22 protein-coding genes, 2 tRNA genes and 1 riboswitch are annotated in these 23,123 nt (G+C 67.6%); of the genes, 13 read left to right on the forward strand and 11 right to left on the reverse strand.

The genetic code is table 11. The annotated features are described in order from the left end of the window. Positions 1 to 7 precede the first annotated feature (7 nt). Positions 8 to 589 carry an isochorismatase family protein gene (locus tag AB0P21_RS35790; RefSeq protein ID WP_363702885.1) on the forward strand — a complete coding sequence of 194 codons (582 nt, stop codon included), beginning with the start codon at positions 8 to 10 and terminating at the stop codon, positions 587 to 589. Positions 590 to 645: 56 nt separating this feature from the next. On the opposite strand, the gene AB0P21_RS35795 is transcribed toward AB0P21_RS35790, so the two are convergent. The 5 genes from AB0P21_RS35795 to AB0P21_RS35815 all read right to left on the reverse strand — a co-directional run bounded on the left by AB0P21_RS35795 (position 646) and on the right by AB0P21_RS35815 (position 7,868). Then, positions 646 to 1,716, reverse strand: coding sequence for a ribonucleotide-diphosphate reductase subunit beta (locus AB0P21_RS35795; protein ID WP_363702887.1), 1,071 nt, complete (start codon positions 1,714 to 1,716; stop codon positions 646 to 648). Further along, positions 1,713 to 4,661, reverse strand: a complete 2,949-nt coding sequence (locus tag AB0P21_RS35800) for a ribonucleoside-diphosphate reductase subunit alpha (protein WP_363702889.1) — start codon at positions 4,659 to 4,661, stop codon at positions 1,713 to 1,715. The genes AB0P21_RS35795 and AB0P21_RS35800 overlap by 4 nt, the downstream gene beginning before the upstream one ends. Before the next feature lie 203 nt (positions 4,662 to 4,864). Continuing rightward, a riboswitch (cobalamin riboswitch) is annotated at positions 4,865 to 4,982 on the reverse strand. A 79-nt stretch (positions 4,983 to 5,061) separates the two neighbouring features. Continuing rightward, the gene (locus AB0P21_RS35805; RefSeq protein ID WP_363702891.1) at positions 5,062 to 5,208 is read right to left on the reverse strand and encodes a hypothetical protein; all 147 of its coding nucleotides are present in this window, start codon (positions 5,206 to 5,208) and stop codon (positions 5,062 to 5,064) included. A 720-nt stretch (positions 5,209 to 5,928) separates the two neighbouring features. Further along, positions 5,929 to 6,510 carry a DinB family protein gene (locus tag AB0P21_RS35810; RefSeq protein WP_363702893.1) on the reverse strand — a complete coding sequence of 194 codons (582 nt, stop codon included), beginning with the start codon at positions 6,508 to 6,510 and terminating at the stop codon, positions 5,929 to 5,931. 86 nt (positions 6,511 to 6,596) lie between these two features. Further along, positions 6,597 to 7,868, reverse strand: coding sequence for a Fic family protein (locus AB0P21_RS35815; protein ID WP_363702896.1), 1,272 nt, complete (start codon positions 7,866 to 7,868; stop codon positions 6,597 to 6,599). A 98-nt stretch (positions 7,869 to 7,966) separates the two neighbouring features. Here AB0P21_RS35815 and AB0P21_RS35820 point away from each other — a divergent pair, with 98 nt between their 5' ends. Beyond that, entirely contained in the window at positions 7,967 to 8,608 is a 642-nt protein-coding gene (locus AB0P21_RS35820) for a hypothetical protein (RefSeq protein WP_363702898.1), read from the forward strand. A 52-nt stretch (positions 8,609 to 8,660) separates the two neighbouring features. On the opposite strand, the gene AB0P21_RS35825 is transcribed toward AB0P21_RS35820, so the two are convergent. Together AB0P21_RS35825 and AB0P21_RS35830 are read right to left on the reverse strand one after the other, a co-directional pair. Beyond that, a complete protein-coding gene (locus tag AB0P21_RS35825; RefSeq protein ID WP_363702900.1) occupies positions 8,661 to 9,836 on the reverse strand; it encodes a 3-methyladenine DNA glycosylase in 1,176 nt (391 codons plus the stop codon). Beyond that, positions 9,833 to 10,324, reverse strand: coding sequence for a GNAT family N-acetyltransferase (locus AB0P21_RS35830; protein ID WP_363702902.1), 492 nt, complete (start codon positions 10,322 to 10,324; stop codon positions 9,833 to 9,835). Before AB0P21_RS35830 ends, AB0P21_RS35825 begins: the two co-directional genes overlap by 4 nt. Positions 10,325 to 10,403: 79 nt before the next feature. On the opposite strand from AB0P21_RS35830, the gene AB0P21_RS35835 reads away from it, so the two are divergent. From AB0P21_RS35835 to AB0P21_RS35855, 5 genes are all read left to right on the forward strand, one after another. After that, complete coding sequence (locus tag AB0P21_RS35835) at positions 10,404 to 11,192, forward strand: fumarylacetoacetate hydrolase family protein (RefSeq protein WP_363702904.1); 789 nt, start codon at positions 10,404 to 10,406, stop codon at positions 11,190 to 11,192. Beyond that, the gene (gene gltX, locus AB0P21_RS35840; RefSeq protein WP_363702905.1) at positions 11,185 to 12,723 is read left to right on the forward strand and encodes a glutamate--tRNA ligase; all 1,539 of its coding nucleotides are present in this window, start codon (positions 11,185 to 11,187) and stop codon (positions 12,721 to 12,723) included. The genes AB0P21_RS35835 and gltX overlap by 8 nt, the downstream gene beginning before the upstream one ends. Further along, positions 12,723 to 13,685 (forward strand): CPBP family intramembrane glutamic endopeptidase, encoded by a 963-nt coding sequence (locus tag AB0P21_RS35845; RefSeq protein WP_363702907.1) that lies wholly within the window; start codon positions 12,723 to 12,725, stop codon positions 13,683 to 13,685. The genes gltX and AB0P21_RS35845 overlap by 1 nt, the downstream gene beginning before the upstream one ends. Before the next feature lie 116 nt (positions 13,686 to 13,801). Then, positions 13,802 to 13,873, forward strand: a tRNA-Gln gene (locus AB0P21_RS35850). An 81-nt stretch (positions 13,874 to 13,954) separates the two neighbouring features. Further along, positions 13,955 to 14,030, forward strand: a tRNA-Glu gene (locus tag AB0P21_RS35855). On the opposite strand, the gene AB0P21_RS35860 is transcribed toward AB0P21_RS35855, so the two are convergent. Together AB0P21_RS35860 and AB0P21_RS35865 are read right to left on the reverse strand one after the other, a co-directional pair. Next, positions 13,990 to 14,691, reverse strand: coding sequence for an HdeD family acid-resistance protein (locus AB0P21_RS35860; RefSeq protein ID WP_363703303.1), 702 nt, complete (start codon positions 14,689 to 14,691; stop codon positions 13,990 to 13,992). The genes AB0P21_RS35855 and AB0P21_RS35860 overlap by 41 nt on opposite strands. A gap of 137 nt (positions 14,692 to 14,828) precedes the next feature. Next, positions 14,829 to 15,548, reverse strand: coding sequence for an IclR family transcriptional regulator (locus tag AB0P21_RS35865; RefSeq protein ID WP_132176781.1), 720 nt, complete (start codon positions 15,546 to 15,548; stop codon positions 14,829 to 14,831). A 109-nt stretch (positions 15,549 to 15,657) separates the two neighbouring features. On the opposite strand from AB0P21_RS35865, the gene leuC reads away from it, so the two are divergent. The 4 genes from leuC (at position 15,658) to AB0P21_RS35885 (ending at position 19,966) form a co-directional block, all read left to right on the forward strand. Then, positions 15,658 to 17,088 (forward strand): 3-isopropylmalate dehydratase large subunit, encoded by a 1,431-nt coding sequence (leuC, locus tag AB0P21_RS35870; protein WP_363702909.1) that lies wholly within the window; start codon positions 15,658 to 15,660, stop codon positions 17,086 to 17,088. A 13-nt stretch (positions 17,089 to 17,101) separates the two neighbouring features. After that, on the forward strand, positions 17,102 to 17,701 hold the full coding sequence (leuD, locus tag AB0P21_RS35875; RefSeq protein WP_363702911.1) for a 3-isopropylmalate dehydratase small subunit: 600 nt from the start codon (positions 17,102 to 17,104) through the stop codon (positions 17,699 to 17,701). A gap of 256 nt (positions 17,702 to 17,957) precedes the next feature. Next, positions 17,958 to 19,124 (forward strand): magnesium/cobalt transporter CorA, encoded by a 1,167-nt coding sequence (gene corA / locus AB0P21_RS35880; RefSeq protein ID WP_363702913.1) that lies wholly within the window; start codon positions 17,958 to 17,960, stop codon positions 19,122 to 19,124. A 245-nt stretch (positions 19,125 to 19,369) separates the two neighbouring features. Next, positions 19,370 to 19,966 (forward strand): HU family DNA-binding protein, encoded by a 597-nt coding sequence (locus AB0P21_RS35885; protein ID WP_363702915.1) that lies wholly within the window; start codon positions 19,370 to 19,372, stop codon positions 19,964 to 19,966. Between the two features lie 94 nt (positions 19,967 to 20,060). Here the strand turns inward: AB0P21_RS35885 and AB0P21_RS35890 are convergent, their stop codons facing one another. Further along, positions 20,061 to 20,267: a hypothetical protein gene (locus AB0P21_RS35890; protein ID WP_363702917.1), complete on the reverse strand. Its 207-nt coding sequence runs from the start codon at positions 20,265 to 20,267 to the stop codon at positions 20,061 to 20,063. Between the two features lie 20 nt (positions 20,268 to 20,287). Then, the gene (gene cofC, locus AB0P21_RS35895) at positions 20,288 to 20,959 is read right to left on the reverse strand and encodes a 2-phospho-L-lactate guanylyltransferase (RefSeq protein WP_363702919.1); all 672 of its coding nucleotides are present in this window, start codon (positions 20,957 to 20,959) and stop codon (positions 20,288 to 20,290) included. 16 nt (positions 20,960 to 20,975) lie between these two features. Between cofC and AB0P21_RS35900 the strand changes: the two genes are divergently transcribed. Beyond that, complete coding sequence (locus tag AB0P21_RS35900; protein ID WP_363702921.1) at positions 20,976 to 21,878, forward strand: lysophospholipid acyltransferase family protein; 903 nt, start codon at positions 20,976 to 20,978, stop codon at positions 21,876 to 21,878. Next, complete coding sequence (locus AB0P21_RS35905; protein ID WP_363702923.1) at positions 21,875 to 22,879, forward strand: NAD(P)H-dependent glycerol-3-phosphate dehydrogenase; 1,005 nt, start codon at positions 21,875 to 21,877, stop codon at positions 22,877 to 22,879. Before AB0P21_RS35900 ends, AB0P21_RS35905 begins: the two co-directional genes overlap by 4 nt. Positions 22,880 to 23,123 lie beyond the last annotated feature (244 nt).

A 23,123-nucleotide genomic window follows, 5' to 3' on the forward strand; every position in this document is an offset into this window, starting at 1 on the left:
ACCCCTCGTGGCACTCACCACCCTCGACCCCAAGACCGCCCTGGTCGTCATCGACCTGCAGAACGCGGTAGTCGCCTTGCCCGGTACGCCGTACTCCACCGCCGACGTAGTCGCCCGCTCGGTCGAGCTAGCCAACGCCTTCCGCAAACACCAACTCCCGGTGATCCTGGTCCGCGTCGACACCACCCCCGGCGACAGCCTCCCCGGCCGCACCGAACGCCCCCGCCCCTCCGGCGGCACAATCCCGCCGGGCGCCGCCGACATCGTCGACGAACTCGCCGGCCACCCCGAAGACATCGTCGTGGTCAAACGCAACTGGGGCGCCTTCTACGGCACCGACCTCGACCTTCACCTCCGCCGCCGCGGCATCACCCAACTCGTCTTCACCGGCGTCGCCACCAGCATCGGCGTCGAGTCCTCGGCCCGCGCGGCGTACGAGCACGGCTACCACGTAACCCTCGCCACCGACGCGATGACCGACCTCAACCCCGACGCCCACCACAACAGCCTGGACTGGATCTTCCCCCGCCTCGGAGAATCCGGCACCACAGCCGAAGTACTGGAACTGCTGGCTAAAACGCACGCCTGAACGCGCCGATGGCGCCGCTCCGTGGAGGAGCGACGCCATCGGTTGTTACGAACTGATCAGTCCCAGCTGAGGCCGCCGCCGGACTGGTACTCGATCACCCGGGTCTCGAAGAAGTTCTTCTCCTTCTGCAGGTCCATCTGCTCCGACATCCAGCCGAACGGGTTGCGGGTCTCGCCGAAGATCGGCTTGATGCCGATCTGCTCCGCGCGCCGGTCGGTGACGAAGTGCATGTACTGCTCGCACAGCTCGGCGGTCAGGCCGAGCATGCCGTTCGGCATCGTCGCGCGGCTGTAGGCGACCTCGAGTTCGCACGCCTCGGTCAGCATCTGCCGCACCTCGGCCTGGAACTTCTCGGTCCACAGGTGCGGGTTCTCCAGCTTGATCTGGTTGATGCAGTCGATGCCGAAGTTCAGGTGGATCGACTCGTCACGCAGGATGTACTGGTACTGCTCGGCGATGCCGACCATCTTGTTGCGCCGGCCGAGCGACAGGATCTGCGCGAAACCGGTGTAGAACCACATCCCCTCGAAGACCACGTAGAACGCGATCAGGTCGCGCAGGAAGTCGGTGTCGGTCTCCGGCGTACCGGTCTTGAAGTCCGGGTCCTCCAGGTGCTGGGTGTACTTCAGCGCCCAGGCGTCCTTGTCGGAGATCGACGGCACCTCGCGGTACATGTTGAACAGCTCGCCCTCGTCCAGCCCGAGCGAGGTGCAGATGTACTGGAAGGTGTGCGTGTGCACGGCCTCCTCGAACGCCTGGCGGAGCAGGTACTGCCGGCACTCGGGGTTGGTGAGTTGGCGGTAGACCGCGAGCACGATGTTGTTCGCGACCAGCGACTCCGCGGTGGCGAAGAAGCCGAGGTTGCGCTTCAGCATCAGCCGCTCGTCATCGGTCAGGCCGTCCTTGGACTTCCACAACGCGATGTCGGCCTGCATCGAGACCTCGGTCGGCATCCAGTGGTTGTTGCACCCGGCAAGGTACTTGTCCCAGGCCCACTGGTACTTCAGCGGCAGCAGCTGGTTCACGTCCGCGCGGGCGTTGATCATCGCCTTGTCGGCGACCTGGATCCGGGACGCGCCGACGGCGATCGACCCGAGTCCGGTCACATTGGCATCGGTGGTGGTCACTGGCAGGCCTCGCAGTCGGGGTCGGTGATCAGGCAGGCGTTCGGTGCGTCGAGCAACGTGTCGTCCATCGGAACCTCCGGAGCAACAGCCGGTACCACGGCCGCCGGCGCCGCCGCGACCGGCGATGCCACCGGAGCCGGAGCAGCCGCGACCGGAGCGGCAGCAGGCGCAACCGGAGCAGCAGCTGGCGCGACCGGTACTGCGTTGAGCCGGCCGTCTGTGCCCTGGATGGTCGACTTCTCCACGTGCGTGGCCGACTGCGAGCGCAGGTAGTACGTCGTCTTCAGCCCGTAGCGCCAAGCCGACCGGTACAGCTCGTCGAGCGCCTTGCCCGACGGCGCCGTCATGTAGAGGTTCAGCGACTGCGCCTGGTCGAGCCACTTCTGCCGACGCGACGCGGCCTTGATCAGCCACAGCGGGTTCATCTCGAACGCTGTCGCGTACAGCTCCTGCAGGTCGGCCGGGATCCGGTCGATCTGGGACAGGATGCCGTCGTGGTACTTCAGGTCGGAGACCATCACCTGGTCCCACAACCCGCGGGCCTTCAGGTCGGCGACCAGGTACGGGTTGGCGACGGTGAACTCACCGGACATGTTCGACTTGACGAACAGGTTGCGGTAGATCGGCTCGATCGACTGGCTGACGCCACAGATGTTGGAGATCGTCGCGGTCGGCGCGATCGCCAGCACGTTGGAGTTGCGCATGCCGTCGCGCAGGACCTTGCCGCGCAGCGCGTCCCAGTCCAGCAGCTTGCCGGTGTCGACGGTCAGATCGCCGTTGCGCGCCTCGCGGAGCAGCTCGAGCGAGTCGATCGGCAGGATGCCCTGGCTCCACAGCGAGCCCTCGTAGGTCTGGTAGCGGCCGCGCTCGGCGGCCAGATCGCTGGACGCCTCGATCGCGTGGTAGCTGATCTGCTCCATCGAGCTGTCGGCGAACGCGACCGCGGCGTCGGAGGAGTAAGGGATCCGCAGCTTGAACAGCGAGTCCGCGAAGCCCATCAGGCCGAGGCCGACCGGACGGTGCCGCTGGTTGGCGCGCTCTGACTCCGGCGTGGTGTAGAAGTTCACGTCGATCACGTTGTCGAGCATCCGGACGGCCGTCTTGACGGTGTCGCGGATCAGCTCGGCGTCCAGACCGGTCTCGGTCAGGTGCGCGACCAGGTTGACCGAGCCCAGGTTGCAGACCGCGGTCTCGTCGACGGTCGTGTTCAGGGTGATCTCGGTGCACAGGTTCGACGAGTGCACGACGCCGTCGTGCTGCTGCGGCGAACGCAGGTTGCAGGCGTCCTTGAAGGTGATCCACGGGTGACCGGTCTCGAACAGCACGGTCAGCATCCGGCGCCACAGGTCGACGGCCTTGACCCGGCGGAACACCCGGATCTCGCCCTGGTCGGCCTTGCGCTCGTAGTTCTCGTACGCCGTCTTGAAGGCCGCGCCGTACAGGTCGTGCAGGTCCGGGACCTCGTCGGGCGAGAACAGCGTCCAGTCGCCACCGGACTCGACCCGCTGCAGGAACAGGTCGGGCACCCAGTTGGCGGTGTTCATGTCGTGCGTGCGGCGACGCTCGTCACCGGTGTTCTTGCGCAGGTCGAGGAACTCCTCGATGTCCATGTGCCAGGTCTCGAGGTACGCGCAGACCGCGCCCTTGCGCTTGCCACCCTGGTTCACCGCGACGGCGGTGTCGTTGGCGATCTTGAGGAACGGCACGACGCCCTGCGACTCGCCGTTGGTGCCACGGATCTTGGCGCCGATCCCGCGGACCGGAGTCCAGTCGTTGCCGAGGCCACCGGAGTACTTGGCCAGCAGCGCGTTGTTGCGGATGCCGGCGAAGATGCCGGACAGGTCGTCGTCGACCGTGGTCAGGAAGCAGGACGACAGCTGCGGCCGCGTCGTACCGGAGTTGAACAGGGTCGGCGTCGAGGACATGAACCGGAACGAGCTGAGCAGCTCGTAGAACTCGATCGCGCGCTCTTCGCGGTTCTCCTCACGGAGCGAGATGCCCATCGCGACCCGGAGGAAGAAGGCCTGGGGGAGTTCGAACCGGATCTTGTCGATGTGCAGCAGGTAGCGGTCGTAGAGCGTCTGCAGACCGAGGAACGCGAAGTCCAGGTCGCGCTCCGGCTTGATCGCCGCGGCCAGCCGGGCCAGGTCGAAGGTGGCCAGCTCGGGGTCGAGCAGCCCGGCCTCGATCCCGGTCTGGATGTACTGCGGGAAGTAGTCGACGTACGCCGTGGCCATGTCGGCCTGACTCGCCTGACGCGGCTCCCCGTGCACCCGGCCGAGCGTCTCGCGACGGATCTGGTCGAGCAGCAGGCGGGAGGCGGCGAAGCTGTACTCCGGCTCCGTCTCCACGTAGCCACGGGCAGCCATCACCAGGGCCAGCTCGACCTCGTGCTGGGCGATGCCGTCGTAGCAGGAGCCGAGGGTCTCGTTGAGGATCAGCTCGGCGTCGACGGAGTCGAGGCCCACCGCTGCCTCGGCGACGATGACCCGCAGGCGGTCGACGTCCAGGGGAGCGGTGCTGCCGTCGGCCGCCTTCACGGTGATGACCGGGGTGGTGCTGAGCTCGGCGGCGTTCTCCGGCGTACGGGCCTTGGTGCGCTCTTCGCGGTACAGCACGTAGGCACGGGCGACCTGGTGCTCACCGGCGCGCATCAGGGCCAGCTCGACCTGGTCCTGGATGTCCTCGACCTGGACGCTGCGGCGGGCGTCACCGCGGCTGGTCAGCGCCTCGATGATCTTGGCCGTGAGGTCGGCGATCAGGTCGCGCACGCGGTGGCTGCCGCCGGCGTCGGTGCCCTCGACGGCGAGGAACGCCTTGCTGAGGGCAACCGAGATCTTGCTCGGGTCGAAGGCGGTGCTGTTGCCATCACGCCGTACGACAGTGAGCTGGTTCGGGGGTGCGGCCTGGTCGGTAGCCGACTGACCTGCAGAAACGATGGTCACAAGCGCTCTCTCCACGCGAGTCTTTGACGACCGGGACCCCGGGAGTTGCGCATGACGGGACACGCGACGCAGATCGTCGAGGAGCCCAGACTCCACCCGTGGGCTGCCCACGCAGCACTGTTCAACGCTGCTGCGCGCCAACCCGACGGTCTGCTGCTGTCTCGCCCTGCGACCCGCCCTCGAGGTCTCGGACAGCGCGTGCCGGCGGCACACGCACCGGTCGCAGGTATTCGGGCTCACGGGGCTTACTTGTCCGCTTACCGCTGCGGGGCAGCCCCGGATTCTCACCGGATTCCCCTGACGACCAGTGGTGAGACCTTAACCCCCCAACCCCCACATCTAGTGCCTCGACTCGCCGAGTGGCGCACATCTTGTGTGAAAAACGCATCTCGGCGCAATGTCAAGTTTGGCTCAGCGGCTCCAATCCAGTACTGAGGGTGGCCAGCGAGGCGATGCTGGTCTGCCGGGTGGAGCTGGTATGAGCGAGCTTGATCGGCAGCTCCAGGCGGTCGTAGGCGACCTCGAGCTCGCACGCCTCGATCAGCATCTGCCGCCGCCTCGCCCCGGGTGCGTGCCGACCTCAGGGCTGCACCTCGGCCGGGACTTCTGTGTCGTCGAGTCAGTCATCAGTGAGCGGAGATTGTGAGGCCTCCGCGCTCGACCGAGTGTGAGACCTGACCGCCAAGGCCCTCTCCTGAGCGGCGGGTGGAGGCATAGCCTTGGCGGCCAGGCGAATGTGGGTTCGCAGTGGTTCGACCGGTACGGCGCGACTGGCGCGATCGACCGGTACGGCGCGACTGGCTCCGATCGACCGGTCCAGCGACGTGGCCAGCCGTCGGCCCGTCGTCCGGTTGTCTGCATTCAGTTGTGGATCAACCGGCCTACGAGCTGAGCTGCATCGACGTCAGGCCTGACAATGCGTGGTGGTCTTGAAGCTCCGTGCGTAGGACTGGATGTGGGCCTGGCCGCCGAGGCGCGCTCCTACGCAGTGGAGGGAACGGCCTCCGCCTCGACGGCCAGGCGATCTGGGGCTCGCCGGCGATCAACTGGTCAAGCGACCTGCCGCCGGCAATCGGTCTGGCGGCCTGCCGTCGATTGCTGATCAGCTGGTCCGCCGACCTGCAGGCGGTTGCGAACCGCGGGTTCAGCGACACGCAGGCGGTTGCGAACTACGGGTCCAGCGACACGCAGGAGGCTGTCAGTCGCCTGTTCAGCGACCTGCCGTCGGTTGCTGATCAGCTGTCCAGTGAGTGGGGGCGGCATGGGGTCAGGCCGCCAAGGCGTGGAGGTCTTGGAGTGTCATGATCTCCGAGCCGTGGTGGATGAGTTCGCGGTTGAGTCGGAGGATCACGTGGCCGAACGGCTCGGCCGCATCCAGCTCGGTGGCTTGGCTCAAGCCGATCGTCATCGCCTCCTCCTCGTCGAGATCGGCGATCGACTCTCGCCAGGCGTCGACCCAGTGCGCCAGCCAGGCGACTGCGTCTTGAGCGTTTCCGTGCAGGGTGATGTCGGCGCGCCCCTGTTGGCTGGCTCCGAAGGTCCACTCCCAGCGCTCGAAGAACGTCTCGGTCAGGTGCGCGATCAGCCAGGCGATCGTGCGCGGTCCGCGGTGGTCCGGCTCGTCCGGCCATTGCGCCACCCACTCACCCGAGCCCAAAGATCTGAACCGTCCCGCGTACTGCCGCCGGACGACGGTCAGCGCCTCGGCGCTCGGGCGCCAGAAGTACTCCTCGTCGGTCAGTGCAGCTAGTCGTCCCGACAACACCATCCAGCTGAAGCCGAGCTGCCCGCGCACCATCGCCATGGCTGATGGCCGTTGCAAAATCTCCCAGTCGAACGGCTCCGGCATCACAGATCCTCACACTCCCCGATTTGATCCAGCTCTCGAACGTATGTTCGAATTGTTCATCGAGAAAGCGAGGAAAGTCAATCAGCTCAGCGTGTCGATCGCGGCACTGACGGAACCGGTCTGCTAGGCGCTTCGACGCGCGTATCGGCGGCCGGACTGGCGAACCGACGTTCGAGAAGGGTGAAGGCATCGATCAGCTCAGGAGCTTCATAGACACGGTTCCGGCGACCGTCCGTGATCTCGCGGAGAACGGCGGCCTCGGTCAGGCGGGTGAGGGCCTGGTTGGCGGCCTGCTGCGATCTGCCGATCAACTCGGCCGCCGCTGCCAGGGTCAGTACGGGTGCAGCCGGCAGGGTCTCGATCAGGAGGTCCACGGCTGAGCCCGCGCGGACGGGCGCCGCGCGCTCACGCCAAGCAGCCTTGAGGTCAGCGGCGGTGCGTTCGAATCGGGCAGCCTCGGCTGTTGCATGGCTGCAAGCGGTGGCAAACATCAGCAGCCATTCGTTGGCGGCCTGACGAGCGCGCAGGTTCGTCGCCTTGCCGGTATGCCGGAAAGCGGTGAGCGCTTCGACGTACTGCGTCGCGTGCGTGGCAAGGGAGAGCGAGACGGGCGGCACGCTGCGCTCGACGAGGCCCTCGGCTCGCAGTACGAGGTGGATCAGCGCACGCCCGGTGCGACCGTTGCCGTCGGCAAATGGATGGATGGTCTCGAATTGTGCATGCGCGATGCCGGCCTTGGCCAGCACGGGGAGTGGGGATTCGCGGATGAAGGTCATCAGGTCGGCGAGCAACTCGGGCACAACTTGCGCCGGCGGCGGGACGTAGTACGCCTCGGCGGGGGATCGTCCGCCGATCCAGTTCTGCAGATACCGAACCTCGCCGCCGAACTCCGGAGTGGGGGAGTGCGCCATCAGTCGTCGATGCGCCTCCAGTAGATGCTCGACCTCGAGCTTGTCCCCGATCTGCACGGACTCCGTCACCCACATCATCGCGTCGACCGCCCCGAGAACCTCTTCGGCTGTCACGTCATGGTGCCGCCCCCCGTCCCGCAAGGCCTCCGCCTTCAGCAACCGCCGAGCTCCCACCACCAGCCCCTCGATCTGCGAAGACCCAACCGCCTCCGCCCGCAACAAGAGTCGGGCCAACGCCTCGCTGTTGGTCAACACCGCGGCGGTTGCATCAAGACGAGCCAGATCCCCCGCAGCGTCCTCTAAGGCAGCCAGCACTTCATCGCTGAGATCGAACTCCCGGCCCACCAGCGGATCCGGAAAGTACAGATCGTACGATCCGCCCAGCCGCTCAGCCCGGGTAAACCCATCCGGGTGCCCCGGCCACCGCTTCAACTCGACGCGCGCCATTCTCATATTCAAGCTTATTGATTAACCTTGAACAAGGCCTCGAGTCTATATCGCTGATCTAAGCTGCTTCCCCCACTCTGCATCCAGGAGATTCGTCGATGGCCATGGTTGATGAGTTGGACTCCGTCGTCAGTTATGTCGCCGAGGTGCTGTCTGGGGCTGTGGACGGAGACTGGTCAGTGCCCGCGGGAGATCTGGAGTGGTCTTGCGCCTTCACCGTCGAGCATGTCGGACAGGCGTTGCTGCACTGGTCCACACAGTTGGCCGTCAATGCTGAGACCGGGTATGTGCGGTGGCGAAGCCAGGTGCAGAACGGCGCTCCGCCGGCCGGGATGATCGACTTCCTCGAGGCGGCGGGCCGGATTCTCGGACTGGTCGTGCAGGCCGCTCCGGCCGGTACTCGCGCGTTCCATCCCTGGGGGATCGCCGATCCTGACGGCTTCGCTGGGATGGGATGTGTCGAGCTGCTCCTGCACGGCAAGGATCTCGCCGACGGCTTGGCCTTGCGGTACGAGCCTTCGGCGGAGGTGTGCCTGAGGGTCCTGACCAGAATGTTCGCCCATCGTTCAGACGAGCTGGCGGATCTAGGTGCCGATTCCTGGACGGCGCTGCAATGGGTGACCGGCCGAGTCGACCTGCCGGGGCGACCTTCTGTTCAGCCCTGGAAGTGGCGCGCGACCCCGCTCGACGAGGTCTGGAACCCGACGCCGGAGCCGGCACCGATGCGTTTCATGGTCTGATCCCAGGCAGTCATCGCGGGGGATGGACGGCACCGACGACCTGGACCGGGGTTCAGCTTGTGACAGGTGCTGCGGCTTCTTGCAGTAGGCGATCGCAGAGGTCGGCCAACTGAAGGCGGAGTGGTCGGGCGCGGTCGGCGAAGGTGCGTTGCGCGGCGGCGTACTGGGCCTTGCCGGTGGGCGTTTCGATCTCGATCGGCTCGTAGCCGAGGGCCGCGAAGTCATATGGGGAAGCGCGCATGTCGAGGGTGCGGATGTCGCGGGCCAGCTCGAAGCAGTCCAACAGTAAGGAGCTGGGGGTGAACGGCATCAGCTTTGTGGACCATTTGTAGAGGTCCATGTTGGCGTGGAGGCAGCCGCCTTGTTCCAGTGCTGGTTGGGATTCGCGGGTTGGCTGGAGGAGGTTGAGCGGGCGGGCGGGGGTGGTGAAGAAGCGGAAGGCGTCGAAGTGGGAGCAGGCGATTTTGTGGGATTCGACGACCTGGTCGGTGCCGGTGGAGCCTAGGCGGAGGGGCCAGTCGTGGCGGATCTCCTCGGTGCGGTAGACCATCGCCCATTCGTGCAGGCCGAAGCAGCCGAACTGGGGTTGCCTGCCGGAGGTTGCCTTGAGCAACTGGGCGATCCAGGTGATGGAGTCGGCGCGGCGGGTGATCTCGGTGGGGTCGAGGCGGGCGGCGCCTTCGGAGTAGAGGTAGCCGCGTTTTCCCTCGTACTGCGTCGCGCCGCGGAGTGCGAGGCCGGGGCCGGGGTGCCAGAGGCGTAGTTGCTTCGGGCGGGTTGGGTAGTAGGTGAAGAGGAAGTCCTCGACGGGGTGCTTCTCGCCGCGGCTGCGCCTGGCGAGGTGGTCGGCGAGGAGGGCGTCCACGCGGAGTGCGTGGGCCGCATGCAGTGGCTGCCAGTCGGCCGGCTCCAGAAAGACAGGCTCCGGCGAGGTGAACCCGGGGAGGGCAGGCTGCGCCCGCGAGGTGAACCCGGGGAGGGCAGGCTGCGCCCGCGAGGTGAACCCGGGGAGGGCAGGCTGCGCCCGCGAGGCTAGTGCGGGGAAGGCAGGTCGCGGCGGCGCGGGGTTCGGTGCGACGAGATCGGGGGAGGCAGGCTGCGCCGGTGGGGCGGGCTCGGGGGAGGCAGGCTGCGCCGGCGAGACGAGATCGGGGGAGGCAGGCTGCGCCGGTGGGGCGGGCTCGGGAGAGGCAGGCACCGGCGACGTGGGCTCCGGCACGACAGTCACAGGTCGAGAGCGAAGGCGTACAGGTCGACACCAGCGCGGGGAGACCAGTCGCGTTCGGGCAGGCGGGTGAAGCCGAGCCGCTCGTAGATGCGGTGGGCGGGGGTCATGTAGGACGCGCTCGACAGCACGACCCGGTGGTAGCCGAGGGTGCGGCTGCGGTCGATGCAGTGCTGGGAGAGCGCGGTACCGACGCCCAGGCCGCGGGCTTTGGCCGAGACGCCGAGCATCCGGAACTCGCCCTCACCTGGCCGGCCGATCTCGGCGTAGACCGAGCCAGGGGTACAGAAAGTCACGGTGCCGAGCAACTGCGGACCGTCGACGGCGACCCACAACTCCGACTTGGCGGCGCGGTCCGCGGCGTTGCGGAGCGTCAGGCCGTAGTCGGAGCCTTCGGGGATGAAACCGTCCGCTGCGTAGGCCTCGGCGGTCAGCTCGCCCACTTCGCCGTACTCCGAGGGCAGCGCCAGCCTGATCTCAGTCGTCACCATGTAACTGTCTCACCCCGGCTCGGCGGTAGGCTCGGGGCCATTCCCTGACCTGATCTCCGACCTGAAGCAAAGGCCGCACGTGCGTATCGCCAGATTCTCCGTCGACGACGAACCGAAGTACGGCGTTGTCGAGACCGATGACCCCGAGGGGCTCGTCGGCACCGTCGCGGTGCTCGACTCGGACCCGCTCTACATGCCGGTCAAGTTCACCGGCGAGCAGCTGCAACTGGCTGACGTCCGGCTGCTGGCCCCGGTGATCCCGCGCAGCAAGGTGGTCTGCGTCGGGCGCAACTACCGCGCGCACGCCGAGGAGCTCGGCAACGAGGTGCCGGTCGAGCCGCTGATCTTCCTGAAGCCGAACACCAGCGTGGTCGGCCCGCGGGACGGCATCATCTACCCCGAGCAGACCAACGACCTGCACTTCGAGGGCGAGCTGGCGATCGTGATCGGCCGGATCTGCCGCGATCTGCCCAGGGAGCGGGCCGAAGAGGTGATCTTCGGCTACACGATCGCCAACGACGTGACCGCGCGGGACCTGCAGAAGTCCGACGGGCAGTGGGCCCGGGCGAAGGGGTACGACACCTTCTGCCCGCTCGGCCCGTGGATCCAGACCGATCTGGACGTCTCCGACCTGCGGGTCAGCACCACGCTGAACGGCGAGCCGAAGCAGGACGGCCGGACTTCGGAGTTCATCTTCGACATCCCCGACGTACTGGCCTACATCACTTCTTTCACCACGCTGCTGCCCGGCGACGTGGTACTCACCGGCACCCCCGCGGGTGTCGGGCCGATGCTGCCCGGTGACGAGGTCGCCGTCAGCGTCGAAGGACTCGGAACTCTGACGAACAAGGTGATCGTGCGTGACTGACAAGCCCGCCCCGACGGATGACAGCGTTCTCGGTGGCTTGGAGCCCGACCAGGTACGGGTGCGGTTCCCCCCGTCGCCGACCGGGCTGCTGACGGTCGGCAACATCCGCAGCGCCTTGTTCAACTGGGCCTTCGCCCGCCACTACGGCGGCAAGCTGGTCCTGCGGATCGAGGACACCGACAAGTCCCGCAACACCCCCGAGGCGCTGCAGTACACGCTGGACTCGCTCAGCTGGCTCGGCCTCACCTGGGACGAGGGCCCCGAGGTCGGCGGCGAGTTCGGCCCGTACCTGCAGTCCGAGCGGATGGACGTGTACGCCGATGTGGTGGCGAAGCTGCTCGCCGCAGGCAAGGCGTACCACTGCTACTGCTCGCAGGAGGAGCTCGACCAGCGCCGCGAGGCCGCTCGTACGGCCGGCCAGCACAGCGGGTACGACGGGCACTGCCGGGCGTTGTCGCCCGAGCAGGTCCAGGAGTACCTCGACGAGGGTCGCCGCCCGGTCGTCCGGTTGCGGATGCCCGACCGGCCGATCACGTTCGACGACCTGGTTCGCGGCGAGATCACCTTCCTGCCGGAGAACCTGGGCGACTACGTCCTGGTCCGCGCCAACGGCTACCCGCTCTACCCGCTGGTGAACCCGGTCGACGACGCACTGATGGAGATCTCCCACGTACTGCGTGGCGAGGACCTGCTCTCCTCGACGCCGCGGCAGATCGCGCTCTACGAGGCGCTGGCCGAGATCGGCATCGGCTCCGGCCGGACGCCGCGGTTCGGGCACCTGCCGTTCGTGATGGGCGAGGGCAACAAGAAGCTGTCCAAGCGCGACCCGGGCGCCGGGCTGGGCGAGTACATGGAGCGTGGCTTCCTGCCCGAGGGCCTGCTGAACTACCTGGCCCTGCTGGGCTGGTCGATCGCCGAGGACCGCGACGTCTTCACCATGGACGAGATGGTCAAGGCGTTCGACATCCGCAAGGTGAACGCGAACGCGGCCCGCTTCGACCCGAAGAAGTGCGAGGCGATCAACGCCTCCCACATGCGGATGCTGGACGCCGCCGAGTTCGGGCGTCGGGTGGTGCCGTTCCTGGCCAAGGCCGGCGTGCTGCCGGCCGAGCCGTCGGCGGAGCAGCTGGAGTTGCTCGCCGCCGCCGTGCCGCTGGTCCAGGAGCGGATGAACACGCTGTCCGAGTCGGTCGACATGCTGAGCTTCCTGTTCGTCCCGGACTCGGCGTTCTCGATCGATCCCGACTCGGCCGCCAAGGTGTTGACCGGCGACGCCGGCGCAGTACTGGAAGCGACCGGCAAGGCGCTGACCGAGGTCACCGAGTGGACCACCGAGGCGATCGAGGCCGCGTTGCGTGCCTCGCTGATCGAGGGTCTCGGACTCAAGCCGAAGAACGCGTTCGGCCCGGTCCGGGTGGCGATCTCGGGCCGGCGGATCTCGCCGCCGCTGTTCGAGTCGCTGGAACTGATCGGCCGGGAGCGCTCGCTGCACCGGATCGAGCAGGCCCGCGCGGGCCTCGCGGCAGACTGATGTCGTACGCCGGTACGCCCGGCCCCGGGGGCGCGATCGACCCCCGGGACGCCGGCCCCCAGCCGTACCACCGGCTGCTGCGCAACGACGTGGCGCCGAGAGGCTTCCTGCTTCTCGGCGCGCTCGCCGTACTGGTCGGGTGGATGTTCTTCAGCGTGCTGATCCTGTCGGTGCAGCAGGCGATCCGGACCGATCCCAAGGGCACTGTCTCCTGGCTCGGACTGCTCGCCACGAACCTGTCGCTGATCGTGCTGATCCCGCTGACGATGATCGTCGCGACGCTGCTGAACAAGCAGACGCCGGGACTGTTGTCGTCGGTGATCGGCAAGATCCGCTGGCGGCCGCTCGCGGTGTTCGGCGCGGCAGCTGTCGTGCTCGAGCTGCTGATGCTGGGCATCGTGCAGCTCGGCGGCGTCGACGTACTGGGCGATGGGCCTGGTGGTCGAGCGGCGGATGCGGCCGGGGTGATCGCGGTGACGTTGCTGACCTCGACGTTCCAGGCGGCGGGGGAGGAGTACTTCTTCCGCGGCTATCTGCTGCAGGCGGTCGGTGCGCTGGTGCGCAGTTCGCTGGTCGCAGTACTGGTGACGACGGTGCTGTTCACGATGGCGCACGGGATCTGGCCGTGGGAGAGCCCGGCGTTGTTCCTGGACCGGTTCGCGTTCGGGCTGGTCGCGGGGATGCTGGTGATCCTGACGGGCGGGCTGGAGGCGTCGATCGCGGCGCATGCGGCGAACAACGTGATCACCTTCATCTATGCGGCGATGACGAACACCGTGGGCGACAGCCTGGGAGCCTCTGACGCGCCCTGGTCGCTGGTTGCGGTCGACGTGGTGAAGTTCGCCGCCTTCGGGGCGATCGCGTTGCTGCTGGCCCGCAAGCAGGGGCTGGCGACGCGGTGCGAACTGCCGGTCGCGACGCTGCTGGTGGCCGACCGTGGACCGGGCCGGCGACTGCTGTGACGCGAGTGACAGGTGGGCACAGGGACCCCGTTTTGGTTTCTGACGCCATGCTGCGATAGGCTCAGCGGGCCAGGTTGTGAGGGCGGAAACGCAGTCACAATCGCAGTAGAAAGCTTTGGGGTATGGGGTAATTGGCAGCCCGACTGGTTCTGGTCCAGTTAGTCTAGGTTCGAGTCCTAGTACCCCAGCGAGCGATTGGATTTCACCGGTGAAAATCGGTAAGGTTCATCCTCGTTGCCCGGCCCGCAAGGACCGGGGAACAGCACTCTGGCCCCGTTGTGTAGCGGCCTAGCACGCCGCCCTCTCAAGGCGGTAGCGCGGGTTCGAATCCCGTCGGGGCTACCAGAGTAAAGCGCCTCTCACCTCCGGGTGAGGGGCGCTTTTTGTTGCGTTGGATGAGCGGTGCTGAGTGGTGAGGCGAGCGGCACATCTGCGAGGCGGAGGGTGGCGCGGGCATCTGCGAAGTACCGACTGCATCCGCGAGCAGTCGTCGTACGGCGAGACCCGCGACCAGGAAAGCAGCGCCCCACAGCAGGGCGACCACTCCGAGAACGACGGCAATGCCGACCGCGGCCTTGCCGGGGTTGGCCGCGAACAGGACGCCCAGCAGAACCGACAGCGCCGCGCTGAGCACCAGGAACCACCGCGGCGTCAGATGATCCGTGGTGAAGGCACCGACCGCCTCGAAGACGCCACGGACGATCAGCCAGATGCCGAGGATCCAGGTCAACGTCACGGCGGTGACGGCCGGACTGAAGATCGCGAAGTAGGCAGCGATCAACGCGATCACGCCGAGCACGATCAGCCACAGCCGGCCCTGGGCGCCGGGCCGGAACGCCTGAGTCAACGAGCCGATGCCGTCCATCAACGCCCAGAAGCCCCACAGCAGAGCCAGCGCGATCGCCGTCGAGATCGGCCAGACGATCGCCAGGATCCCGAACACGATCCCGATCGCGCCACGGACGATCAGAAGCTTCCAGCCGACGGTCATCCAGTCCCGCACCATCGCAGACCTCCCAGTGAGTAGCTCCGGCTCTCATCGTGGGCGCGGTACCGGGGCCCGGCAAGCGCCGTCGCGGTACTGCGGGAGAACTGAAACAGCCCGCCGCTTGGGTGTGCGACGGGCTGTTCGTAGTACAGGGGTTATTCGGAGGCTCTGCGGAGCGCTTCGGAGAGGCGCTCGGCGGCGGCCATCACGGCGGGGGCGTGCATCCGGCCGGGCTGGCGGGAGAGGCGCTCGATCGGGCCGGAGACCGAGACCGAGGCGATCACCTTGCCGGAGGGGGAGCGGACCGGGGCCGAGACCGAGGCGACGCCTTGTTCGCGTTCGCCGACGGAGTGGGCCCAGCCGCGGCGGCGTACGCCGGCCAGGGCAGCCGCGTTGAAGGTGGCGTTGTGGAGACCGCGGTGCATCCGCTCCGGGTCCTCCCAGGCCAGCAGGATCTGAGCGGCCGAGCCGGCGGCCATCGTCAGCTGGCTGCCAACCGGCACGGTGTCGCGCAGACCGGACGGGCGCTCGGCGGCCGCGACGCAGACGCGGTACTCGCCCTGGCGCCGGAACAGCTGCGCCGATTCGCCGGTGATGTCGCGCAGTCGCGCCAGCACCGGACCGGCGGTCGCCAGCAGCCGGTCCTCACCGGCCGCGGAGGCCAACTCGCTCAGCCGGGGCCCGAGCACGAAGCGGCCCTGCATGTCGCGCCCCACCAGCCGGTGGTGCTCGAGCGCGACGGCGAGCCGGTGAGCCGTCGGTCGGGCCAGTCCTGTCGCCGCCACGAGTCCGGCCAGGGTCGCCGGTCCGGACTCTAGTGCGGACAGAACGAGAGCTGCTTTGTCGAGAACGCCGACTCCGCTAGAGTTGTCCATGAGACGATATTGCCGTCTCGAATCGTGGAACGCAAGTCGCTTCTGGAGCCGGTTCCGGCGCAGTGTGAGCGAGAGAACAGCACACCACAAACTTCGAGGGAGATGTGTGATGGGTAGGACGTTGTCGGAAAAGGTCTGGGATGCGCACGTGGTGCGCCATGCCGACGGAGAGCCCGACCTCCTTTACATCGACCTCCACCTGGTGCACGAGGTGACCAGCCCGCAGGCCTTCGACGGTCTGCGGCTGGCGGGCCGGCCGGTCCGCCGCCCGGATCTGACCATCGCCACCGAGGACCACAACGTCCCGACGCTGGACGTGGACAAGCCGATCGCCGACCTGACCTCGCGGACCCAGGTGGACACCCTGCGCAAGAACGCGGCGGAGTTCGGGGTCCGGATCCACACCCTCGGCGACCCCGACCAGGGTGTCGTGCACGTGATCGGCCCGCAGCTCGGCCTGACCCAGCCCGGGATGACCGTGGTCTGCGGTGACAGCCACACCTCCACCCACGGCGCGTTCGGCGCGATTGCCTTCGGCATCGGCACCAGCGAGGTCGAGCACGTGCTGGCCACCCAGACGCTGATGCAGGCCAAGCCCAAGACGATGGCGGTCACCGTCGACGGTGTGCTGCCCGACGGCGTCTCGGCCAAGGACCTGGTGCTCGCGCTGATCACCCAGGTCGGTACCGGCGGCGGCCAGGGCTACATCGTCGAGTACCGCGGCGAGGCGATCCGCGCGCTGTCGATGGAAGCCCGGATGACGATCTGCAACATGTCGATCGAGTGGGGCGCGAAGGCCGGCATGATCGCGCCGGACGAGACGACGTACGCGTACCTGAAGGACAAGCCGCACGCGCCGCAGGGCGTCGACTGGGAAGCCGCGGTCGAGTACTGGAACAGCCTGTCCACCGACGACGACGCCGCCTTCGACCGCGAGGTCGTACTGCGGGCCGAGGACATCGCGCCGTTCGTCACCTGGGGAACCAACCCGGGCCAGGGCGCCCCGCTGTCGGCGAACGTGCCGTCACCGGACGACTTCGACGAGCCCAACGACAAGATCGCCGCCGAGCGCGCCCTGGAGTACATGGGCCTCACCGCCGGTACGCCGCTGCGCGAGGTGTCGGTCGACACCGTCTTCCTCGGCTCCTGCACCAACGGCCGGATCGAGGACCTGCGCGCCGCGGCCGGTGTGCTGGCCGGGCGGAAGGTTGCCGACGGCACCCGGATGCTCGTCGTACCGGGCTCCGGCCGGGTCCGGCTGCAGGCCGAGTCGGAGGGTCTGGACAAGATCTTCAAGGACGCCGGCGCCGAGTGGCGTGGCGCGGGCTGCTCGATGTGCCTGGGGATGAACCCGGACCAGCTGGCGCCGGGCGAGCGCAGCGCCTCCACCTCGAACCGCAACTTCGAAGGCCGGCAGGGCAAGGGTGGCCGTACGCACCTGGTCTCGCCGCTGGTCGCCGCGGCCACGGCCGTCACCGGAACCCTCGCAGCGCCCGCAGACCTGCAGCCGCTGGAAGTCGCAGTACCCGAGAACGTCTGAGGACAAAGGAATCATGGAAGCCTTCACCCAGCACATCGGCACCGCGGCTCCGTTGCGCCGCAGCAACGTCGACACCGACCAGATCATCCCCGCCGTCTACCTGAAGCGGGTCACCCGCACGGGCTTCGAGGACGGGCTGTTCGCTGCCTGGCGCAACGATCCCGCCTTCGTCCTCAACCAGCCCGAGTACGACGGCGTCTCGGTGCTCGTCGCCGGACCGGACTTCGGCACCGGCTCGTCGCGTGAGCACGCCGTCTGGGCCCTGATGGACTACGGGTTCCGGGTCGTCGTCGCCTCGCGGTTCGGCGACATCTTCCGCGGCAACTCCGGCAAGGCGGGCCTGCTCGCGGCGCTGGTCGAGCAGGACGTCGTCGACCAACTGTGGGCCGCGATCGAGCAGGATCCCGGCACCAAGGTGACGGTTGACCTGGAGAACAAGACGCTCTCGGCCGGCGACGTGTCCGCGCCGTTCGAGATCGACGACTACACCCGCTACCGGCTGCTGAACGGCCTCGACGACGTCGGCATCACCTTGTCCCACGAGGCCGACATCACCAGCTACGAGGCGACCCGGCCGGCCTTCAAGCCGGCCACGCTTCCGGTCCGGGCGTAACGAATCGCACAGCCGCAGCGATAACTGCGGTGTTATCCTCATGACGTTTGTCAGCACGAGGCACTACGAGATCTTGGAGGTGGGGCGCCATGAGCAGCGAACCCTCCAGACATACGGATCTCGTCCGGCCTTGAGGCGTCTTCTCTACTAGGTCAGCTCACCCCTGCGCGGCTCTGCCCGCGCGGGGTGGGCTGCGGCGCGGGGCCGGGCGGGGTGTCGTCCGCCGATCCCTCACCTCGTAGCTGGAGGACTTGTCATGTCCGACCTTCGCCTGCGCACGTTGCGTGCGTTCAGCCGTACTCCGTCCCTTCGCGCCGCCGCCCGCCGGTACGCCGGTGCCGTCGCCGATCCGCTGCCGATCGAGCCGAAAACCGCGCTGCCCACCGCCGCCAAGCCCAAGGGCCACAGCGTTGTCGACAGCGCCATCTACCGCGACGGTTCGCGGGTCGCGTCGCCGGAATCCCTGGCCGACACCTACCAGGTCCTGCGGGAGTCGCCGAAAAGCCTGGCCTGGATCGGCCTGTACCGCCCTGACCGGCGCGAACTGACCTCGCTGGCCCAGGAGTTCGACCTGCACGAGCTGGCGATCGAGGACGCCATCCAGGCCCATCAGCGGCCGAAGCTCGAGCGCTACGGCGACACGTTGTTCGTCGTCCTGAAGGCCGCTCGTTACCGGGACGCGACCGAGGAGGTCGAGTTCGGCGAGGTGCACCTGTTCGTCGGCCCGGACTTCGTGGTGACGGTCCGGCATGCCGAGGCGCCGAACCTGGCCGCGGTCCGGCGCCGGGTCGAACGCGACCCCGAGTTGCTGCGCCGCGGTACCGAGGCTGTTCTCTACGCGATCATGGACAAGGTCGTCGACGGCTATGCGCCGGTCGTTGCCGGGCTCGAGAACGACATCGACGAGATCGAGACCGAGGTGTTCCGCGGCGATCCGAAGGTGTCGCGACGGATCTACGAGCTGTCCCGCGAGGTGATCGAGTTCCAGCGCGCGACCCGGCCGCTGGTCGGCATGCTCGACTCGTTGCGGGCGGGCTTCGACAAGTACGGCGTCGACGAGGAACTGCAGCGCTCGCTGCGCGACGTGGCCGACCACGTCACCCAGGTGGTCGAGCGGGTGGACGCGTTCCGCGAACTGCTGCGCGACATCCTGACGGTGAACGCGACCCTGGTGGCGCAGCAGCAGAACGAGGAGATGAAGAGCCTCACGGTCGCCAGCAACGACCAGAACGAAGAGGTGAAGCGGATCTCCGCGTGGGCGGCGATCCTGTTCGCGCCGACCCTGATCGGCACCGTCTACGGGATGAACTTCGACTCGATGCCGGAGTTGCACTGGCAGTTCGGCTACCCGTTCGCGATCGGTCTGATGGCGATGGTGTGTGGTGGTCTACACCTGATCTTCAAGCGTCGCGGGTGGTTGTAGGGGGCTCCGAAGCCCTTCCGGGAGGTCGATTCGGGGTGGTGACGGACATCACCGATGGTCGCCGGTTCGTTGCTCTGAAGGGATTCAGGAACCGGTTCAGAGGCCAAACCGGGGTCAATTTCGCCCAAATCGCCTGAAACAAGGGCGAATTGCCGCGTTGGTGTTTGTGAACACGCCGAAGAGTCCATAACGTTCACGGAAGATCGAGCGCTGTGCTCGACGCAGGAGTTCACGGAGGGAAGACAGTGAACAAGAGCCAGTTGGTCGAAGCGCTCGCAGTGCACTTCGACGGAAATCGCCGTTCGGCCCAGCACGCCCTGGAGTCGGTGATCGACACCGTCCAGCGCGAGCTGACCAAGAAGGGCGGCAAGGTTGCCATCACCGGGTTCGGTGCCTTCGAGGCCATCGAGCGTGGTGCCCGCATGGTCCGCAACCCGCGGACCGGCGAGACCAAGCGCGCCAAGAAGACCGTGGTTCCGAAGTTCCGCGCGGGTGCGGAGCTGAAGGCCGTCGTCTCCGGCGCCAAGAAGCTGCCGAAGCTGGTTGCGCCGAAGCCGGCCGCCGCCACCAAGGCAGCAGCTCCGGCCAAGAAGGCCGCGCCGGTCAAGGCCGCCGCGACCAAGACCGCCGCCAAGAAGGCGCCGGCCAAGGCCGCTGCCACCAAGACGGTTGCGAAGAAGGCCCCGGCCAAGAAGGCCCCGGCCAAGGCCGTCGCCACCAAGACCGTAGCCAAGAAGGCCCCGGCCAAGAAGGCGGCTCCGGTCAAGACCGTTGCCAAGAAGGCGCCGGCCAAGAAGGCCCCCGCCAAGAAGGCTCCGGCCAAGAAGGCCGCTGCACGCTGATCTCCTCAGCTTCGCAGTAACCGCAGTACTCGCGAAGGCCGGTCTCCCCACTCCAGGGGCGACCGGCCTTCGCCGTTGCTCAGGGGCGGGTTGCCTAGGGCAAGGTGATGAAGTGGACCTCGGAGATCGTCAGGTCCGCGCCGGAGCCGGTGGTGATCAGGCGGACGCGCTGGCCGAGGCGGAGCAGGCGCACCGGAGTACCGGTGAAGGCCTGGGCGTCGAAGGGCAGCTCGATACCGGTGTCGGTCAACACTGTGCCGGACGCCGTCGCTTCGTCGTAGCGGCTGACTGTTGCTTGCATAGCCTTACGGTAGCGGCCGGCTAGCAGGCGAGGCCTTCGGAGCCTGTCGCTGCGCCCATCACCATCGCCATCACGTCTGCGGTCGATTGACCGACACCTAGCTGTACTGCGTGCGCCAGGTCGGCTGCGGTGTCCACGTCGCGCCGCAGCGAGTCGATGGTCGTGAGCTCGATCGGCACTGCGCCGGAGGTCTGGTGGGCCAGCGCGGAACCCACACCGAAGCGGGGATCCAGCGCGACGCCGGGAGCGGCCGCCAGCATCGTCGTACCGGTTCCTGGCTCGTCGATAACGAAGTTGCGGGCCGCTGTGCAGGCTGCCAGCGCGGCGGTCAGTTCTTCCGGCCGGAGAGCTGGCAGGTCGGCCGAGAGTGCTACTACTCCGGAGGCCGGGTATTCGGCTGCTGCGAAGGCTGCACCGTGCTTCAGAGCGCCGTTGAGCCCTGCACCTGGTACATCGGGTACTACCCGGGCTCCGATCGCTGTGACGTCCGCTGCGACCACCGGATCGTCGGTGACGACCAGGACCGCGCCGACCAGGGGAGACCCGAGTGCTGCGGCAGTAGTGTCGACCGCGAAGGCACGGGCGAGCTCCGGACGGTGCTGCGGGTACGCCGAAGCAAGCCGGCTCTTCGCGATCGCCGTACGCTTCACCGGGATCACCAGGGTCCAGGGAGCGACCTGTAGGTCTGCCATCAGGCAGGATTCTCCCATGAGCTACGGCAACAACAGCCACCAGGAGGCAGCAGTGAGCGGCCAGCACGTTACCGAGCGACCCCGGCCACGCCGCGGGTTCTGGTTCGGACTGGTGGTGGCGATCGTCAAACCGTTCATGCTCACCTGGACCAAACGGGATTTCCGCGGCCGCGAGAACGTGCCGGCCACCGGTGGGCTGGTGTTCGTGACGAACCACATCTCGCACTTCGACCCGTTCGTGGTCGGCATGTACATCTGGGAATGCCGGCGGATCCCGCGGCTGCTCGGCAAGGCGTCGCTGTTCAAACTGCCGATCGCCGGGCGGATCATCACCAGCGCCGGTCAGATCCCGGTCTACCGCGACTCGGCCGAGGCCGCGGACGCGTTCCGGGCGGCGGTCGCCGCGGTGGAGAAGGGCGAGTGCGTCGGGGTTTATCCCGAGGGCACGATCACCCGCGACCCGGAGTTGTGGCCGATGACCGGCAAGACCGGCGCGGCCCGGATCGCGCTGATGACGGGCTGCCCGGTGATCCCGATCGCGAACTGGGGACCGCAGGAGGTCTTCGCGTCGTACGGCAGCCTGCGGATCCGGTTGCTGCCGCGCAAGACGATGCGGGTGATCGCGGGTGAGCCGGTGGATCTGAGCGCGTTCCAGGGCAAGCCGATCACGAACGAGCTGTTGCATGAAGCAACCGAGGTGATCATGCGGCGGGTGGCTGGGGAGCTTGGTGGGTTGCGGGGGGAGACGCCGCCGGCTGAGCTTTACGACCCGCGGCAGCACAAGGCTGCGGAGTCTCGGGCGGGGGAAGCGGGGGAGGGCTCGGAGCTGACGGGGACGGACACCGTGGAACCCAAGGCGACCGAGGCCGTGGGCTCGAAGGTGTCGGAAGACAAGCGTGAGGATGAGGAGACTCGATGACCAAGGTTGCGGTGTTCGGCGCGGGGTCCTGGGGGACTGCTTTCGCCACGGTGCTGGCCCAGGCCGGTAATCAGGTGTCCGTCTGGGGTCGCCGCGAGTCGCTGTGCGAAGCGATCAACACGCGGCACGAGAACCCCGACTACCTGCCCGGCCTGCGACTGCCCGACTCGATCACCGCAACGCATGACCCGGCGCTCGCCGCCGACGGCGCCGAGGCGATCGTGCTCGCCGTACCGTCACAGTCGTTGCGCGACAACCTGCGCGACTGGGCCGACGTACTGCCCGCCGCGGTACCGCTGGTCTCCTTGATGAAGGGCGTCGAGGTCGGTACGACGAAGCGCATGAGCGAGGTGATCGCGGAACTCACCGGCGCCGGCCCCGAGCGAATCGCCGTCGTCTCCGGCCCGAACCTCGCCCGCGAGATCGCCGAAGGCCAGCCCGCCGCGGCGGTCGTCGCGTGCGCCGACGAAGGCACCGCGGCCATGCTGCAGAAGCTGTGCCACTCGCCGACGTTCCGCCCGTACACGAACAACGACGTGGTCGGCTGCGAACTCGGCGGCGCCACCAAGAACGTGATCGCCCTGGCTGTCGGGATGGCCGTGGGCCTCGGCTTCGGCGACAACGCTCGGGCTTCGGTCATCACGCGAGGTCTGGTGGAGACCGCGCGGCTCGGCACCGCGCTGGGTGCTGACGAGCACACGTTCTCTGGGCTTGCTGGGCTGGGCGACCTGGTGGCGACCTGCTCTTCGCCGTTGTCGCGCAACCGGACCTTTGGCGAGAAGCTGGGTCAGGGGATGACGGTCGCGGAGATCGCGGGGGCGACCCGGCAGGTCGCCGAGGGCGTGAAGTCCTGCGCCTCGATCACGGAGCTTGCGCATCGGCACGACGTCGAGATGCCGATCGCTGAGCACGTGACGAAGGTCGTCTCCGGCGAGATGACCCCCAAGGACATGCTGTTCAGTTTGGTGTCCCGCTCGGCCAAGTCCGAACGCTGGGGTTGATGTCGCGATCCGGGACGGCTTGTGTGCCGGGAACGCTGGGTTGATGTCGCGGCCCGGGACGGCTTGTGTGCCGGGAGCCCTGGGGTTGATGTCGCGATCCGGGACGGCTTGTGTGCCGGGAACGCTGGGTTGATGTCGCGGCCCGGGATGGCTTGTGTGCCGGGAGCCCTGGGGTTGATGTCGCGATCCGGGACGGCTTGTGTGCCGGGAACGCTGGGTTGATGTCGCGGCCCGGGATGGCTTG

This window comes from Kribbella sp. NPDC056861, assembly GCF_040687575.1.
GTDB lineage: Bacteria > Actinomycetota > Actinomycetes > Propionibacteriales > Kribbellaceae > Kribbella.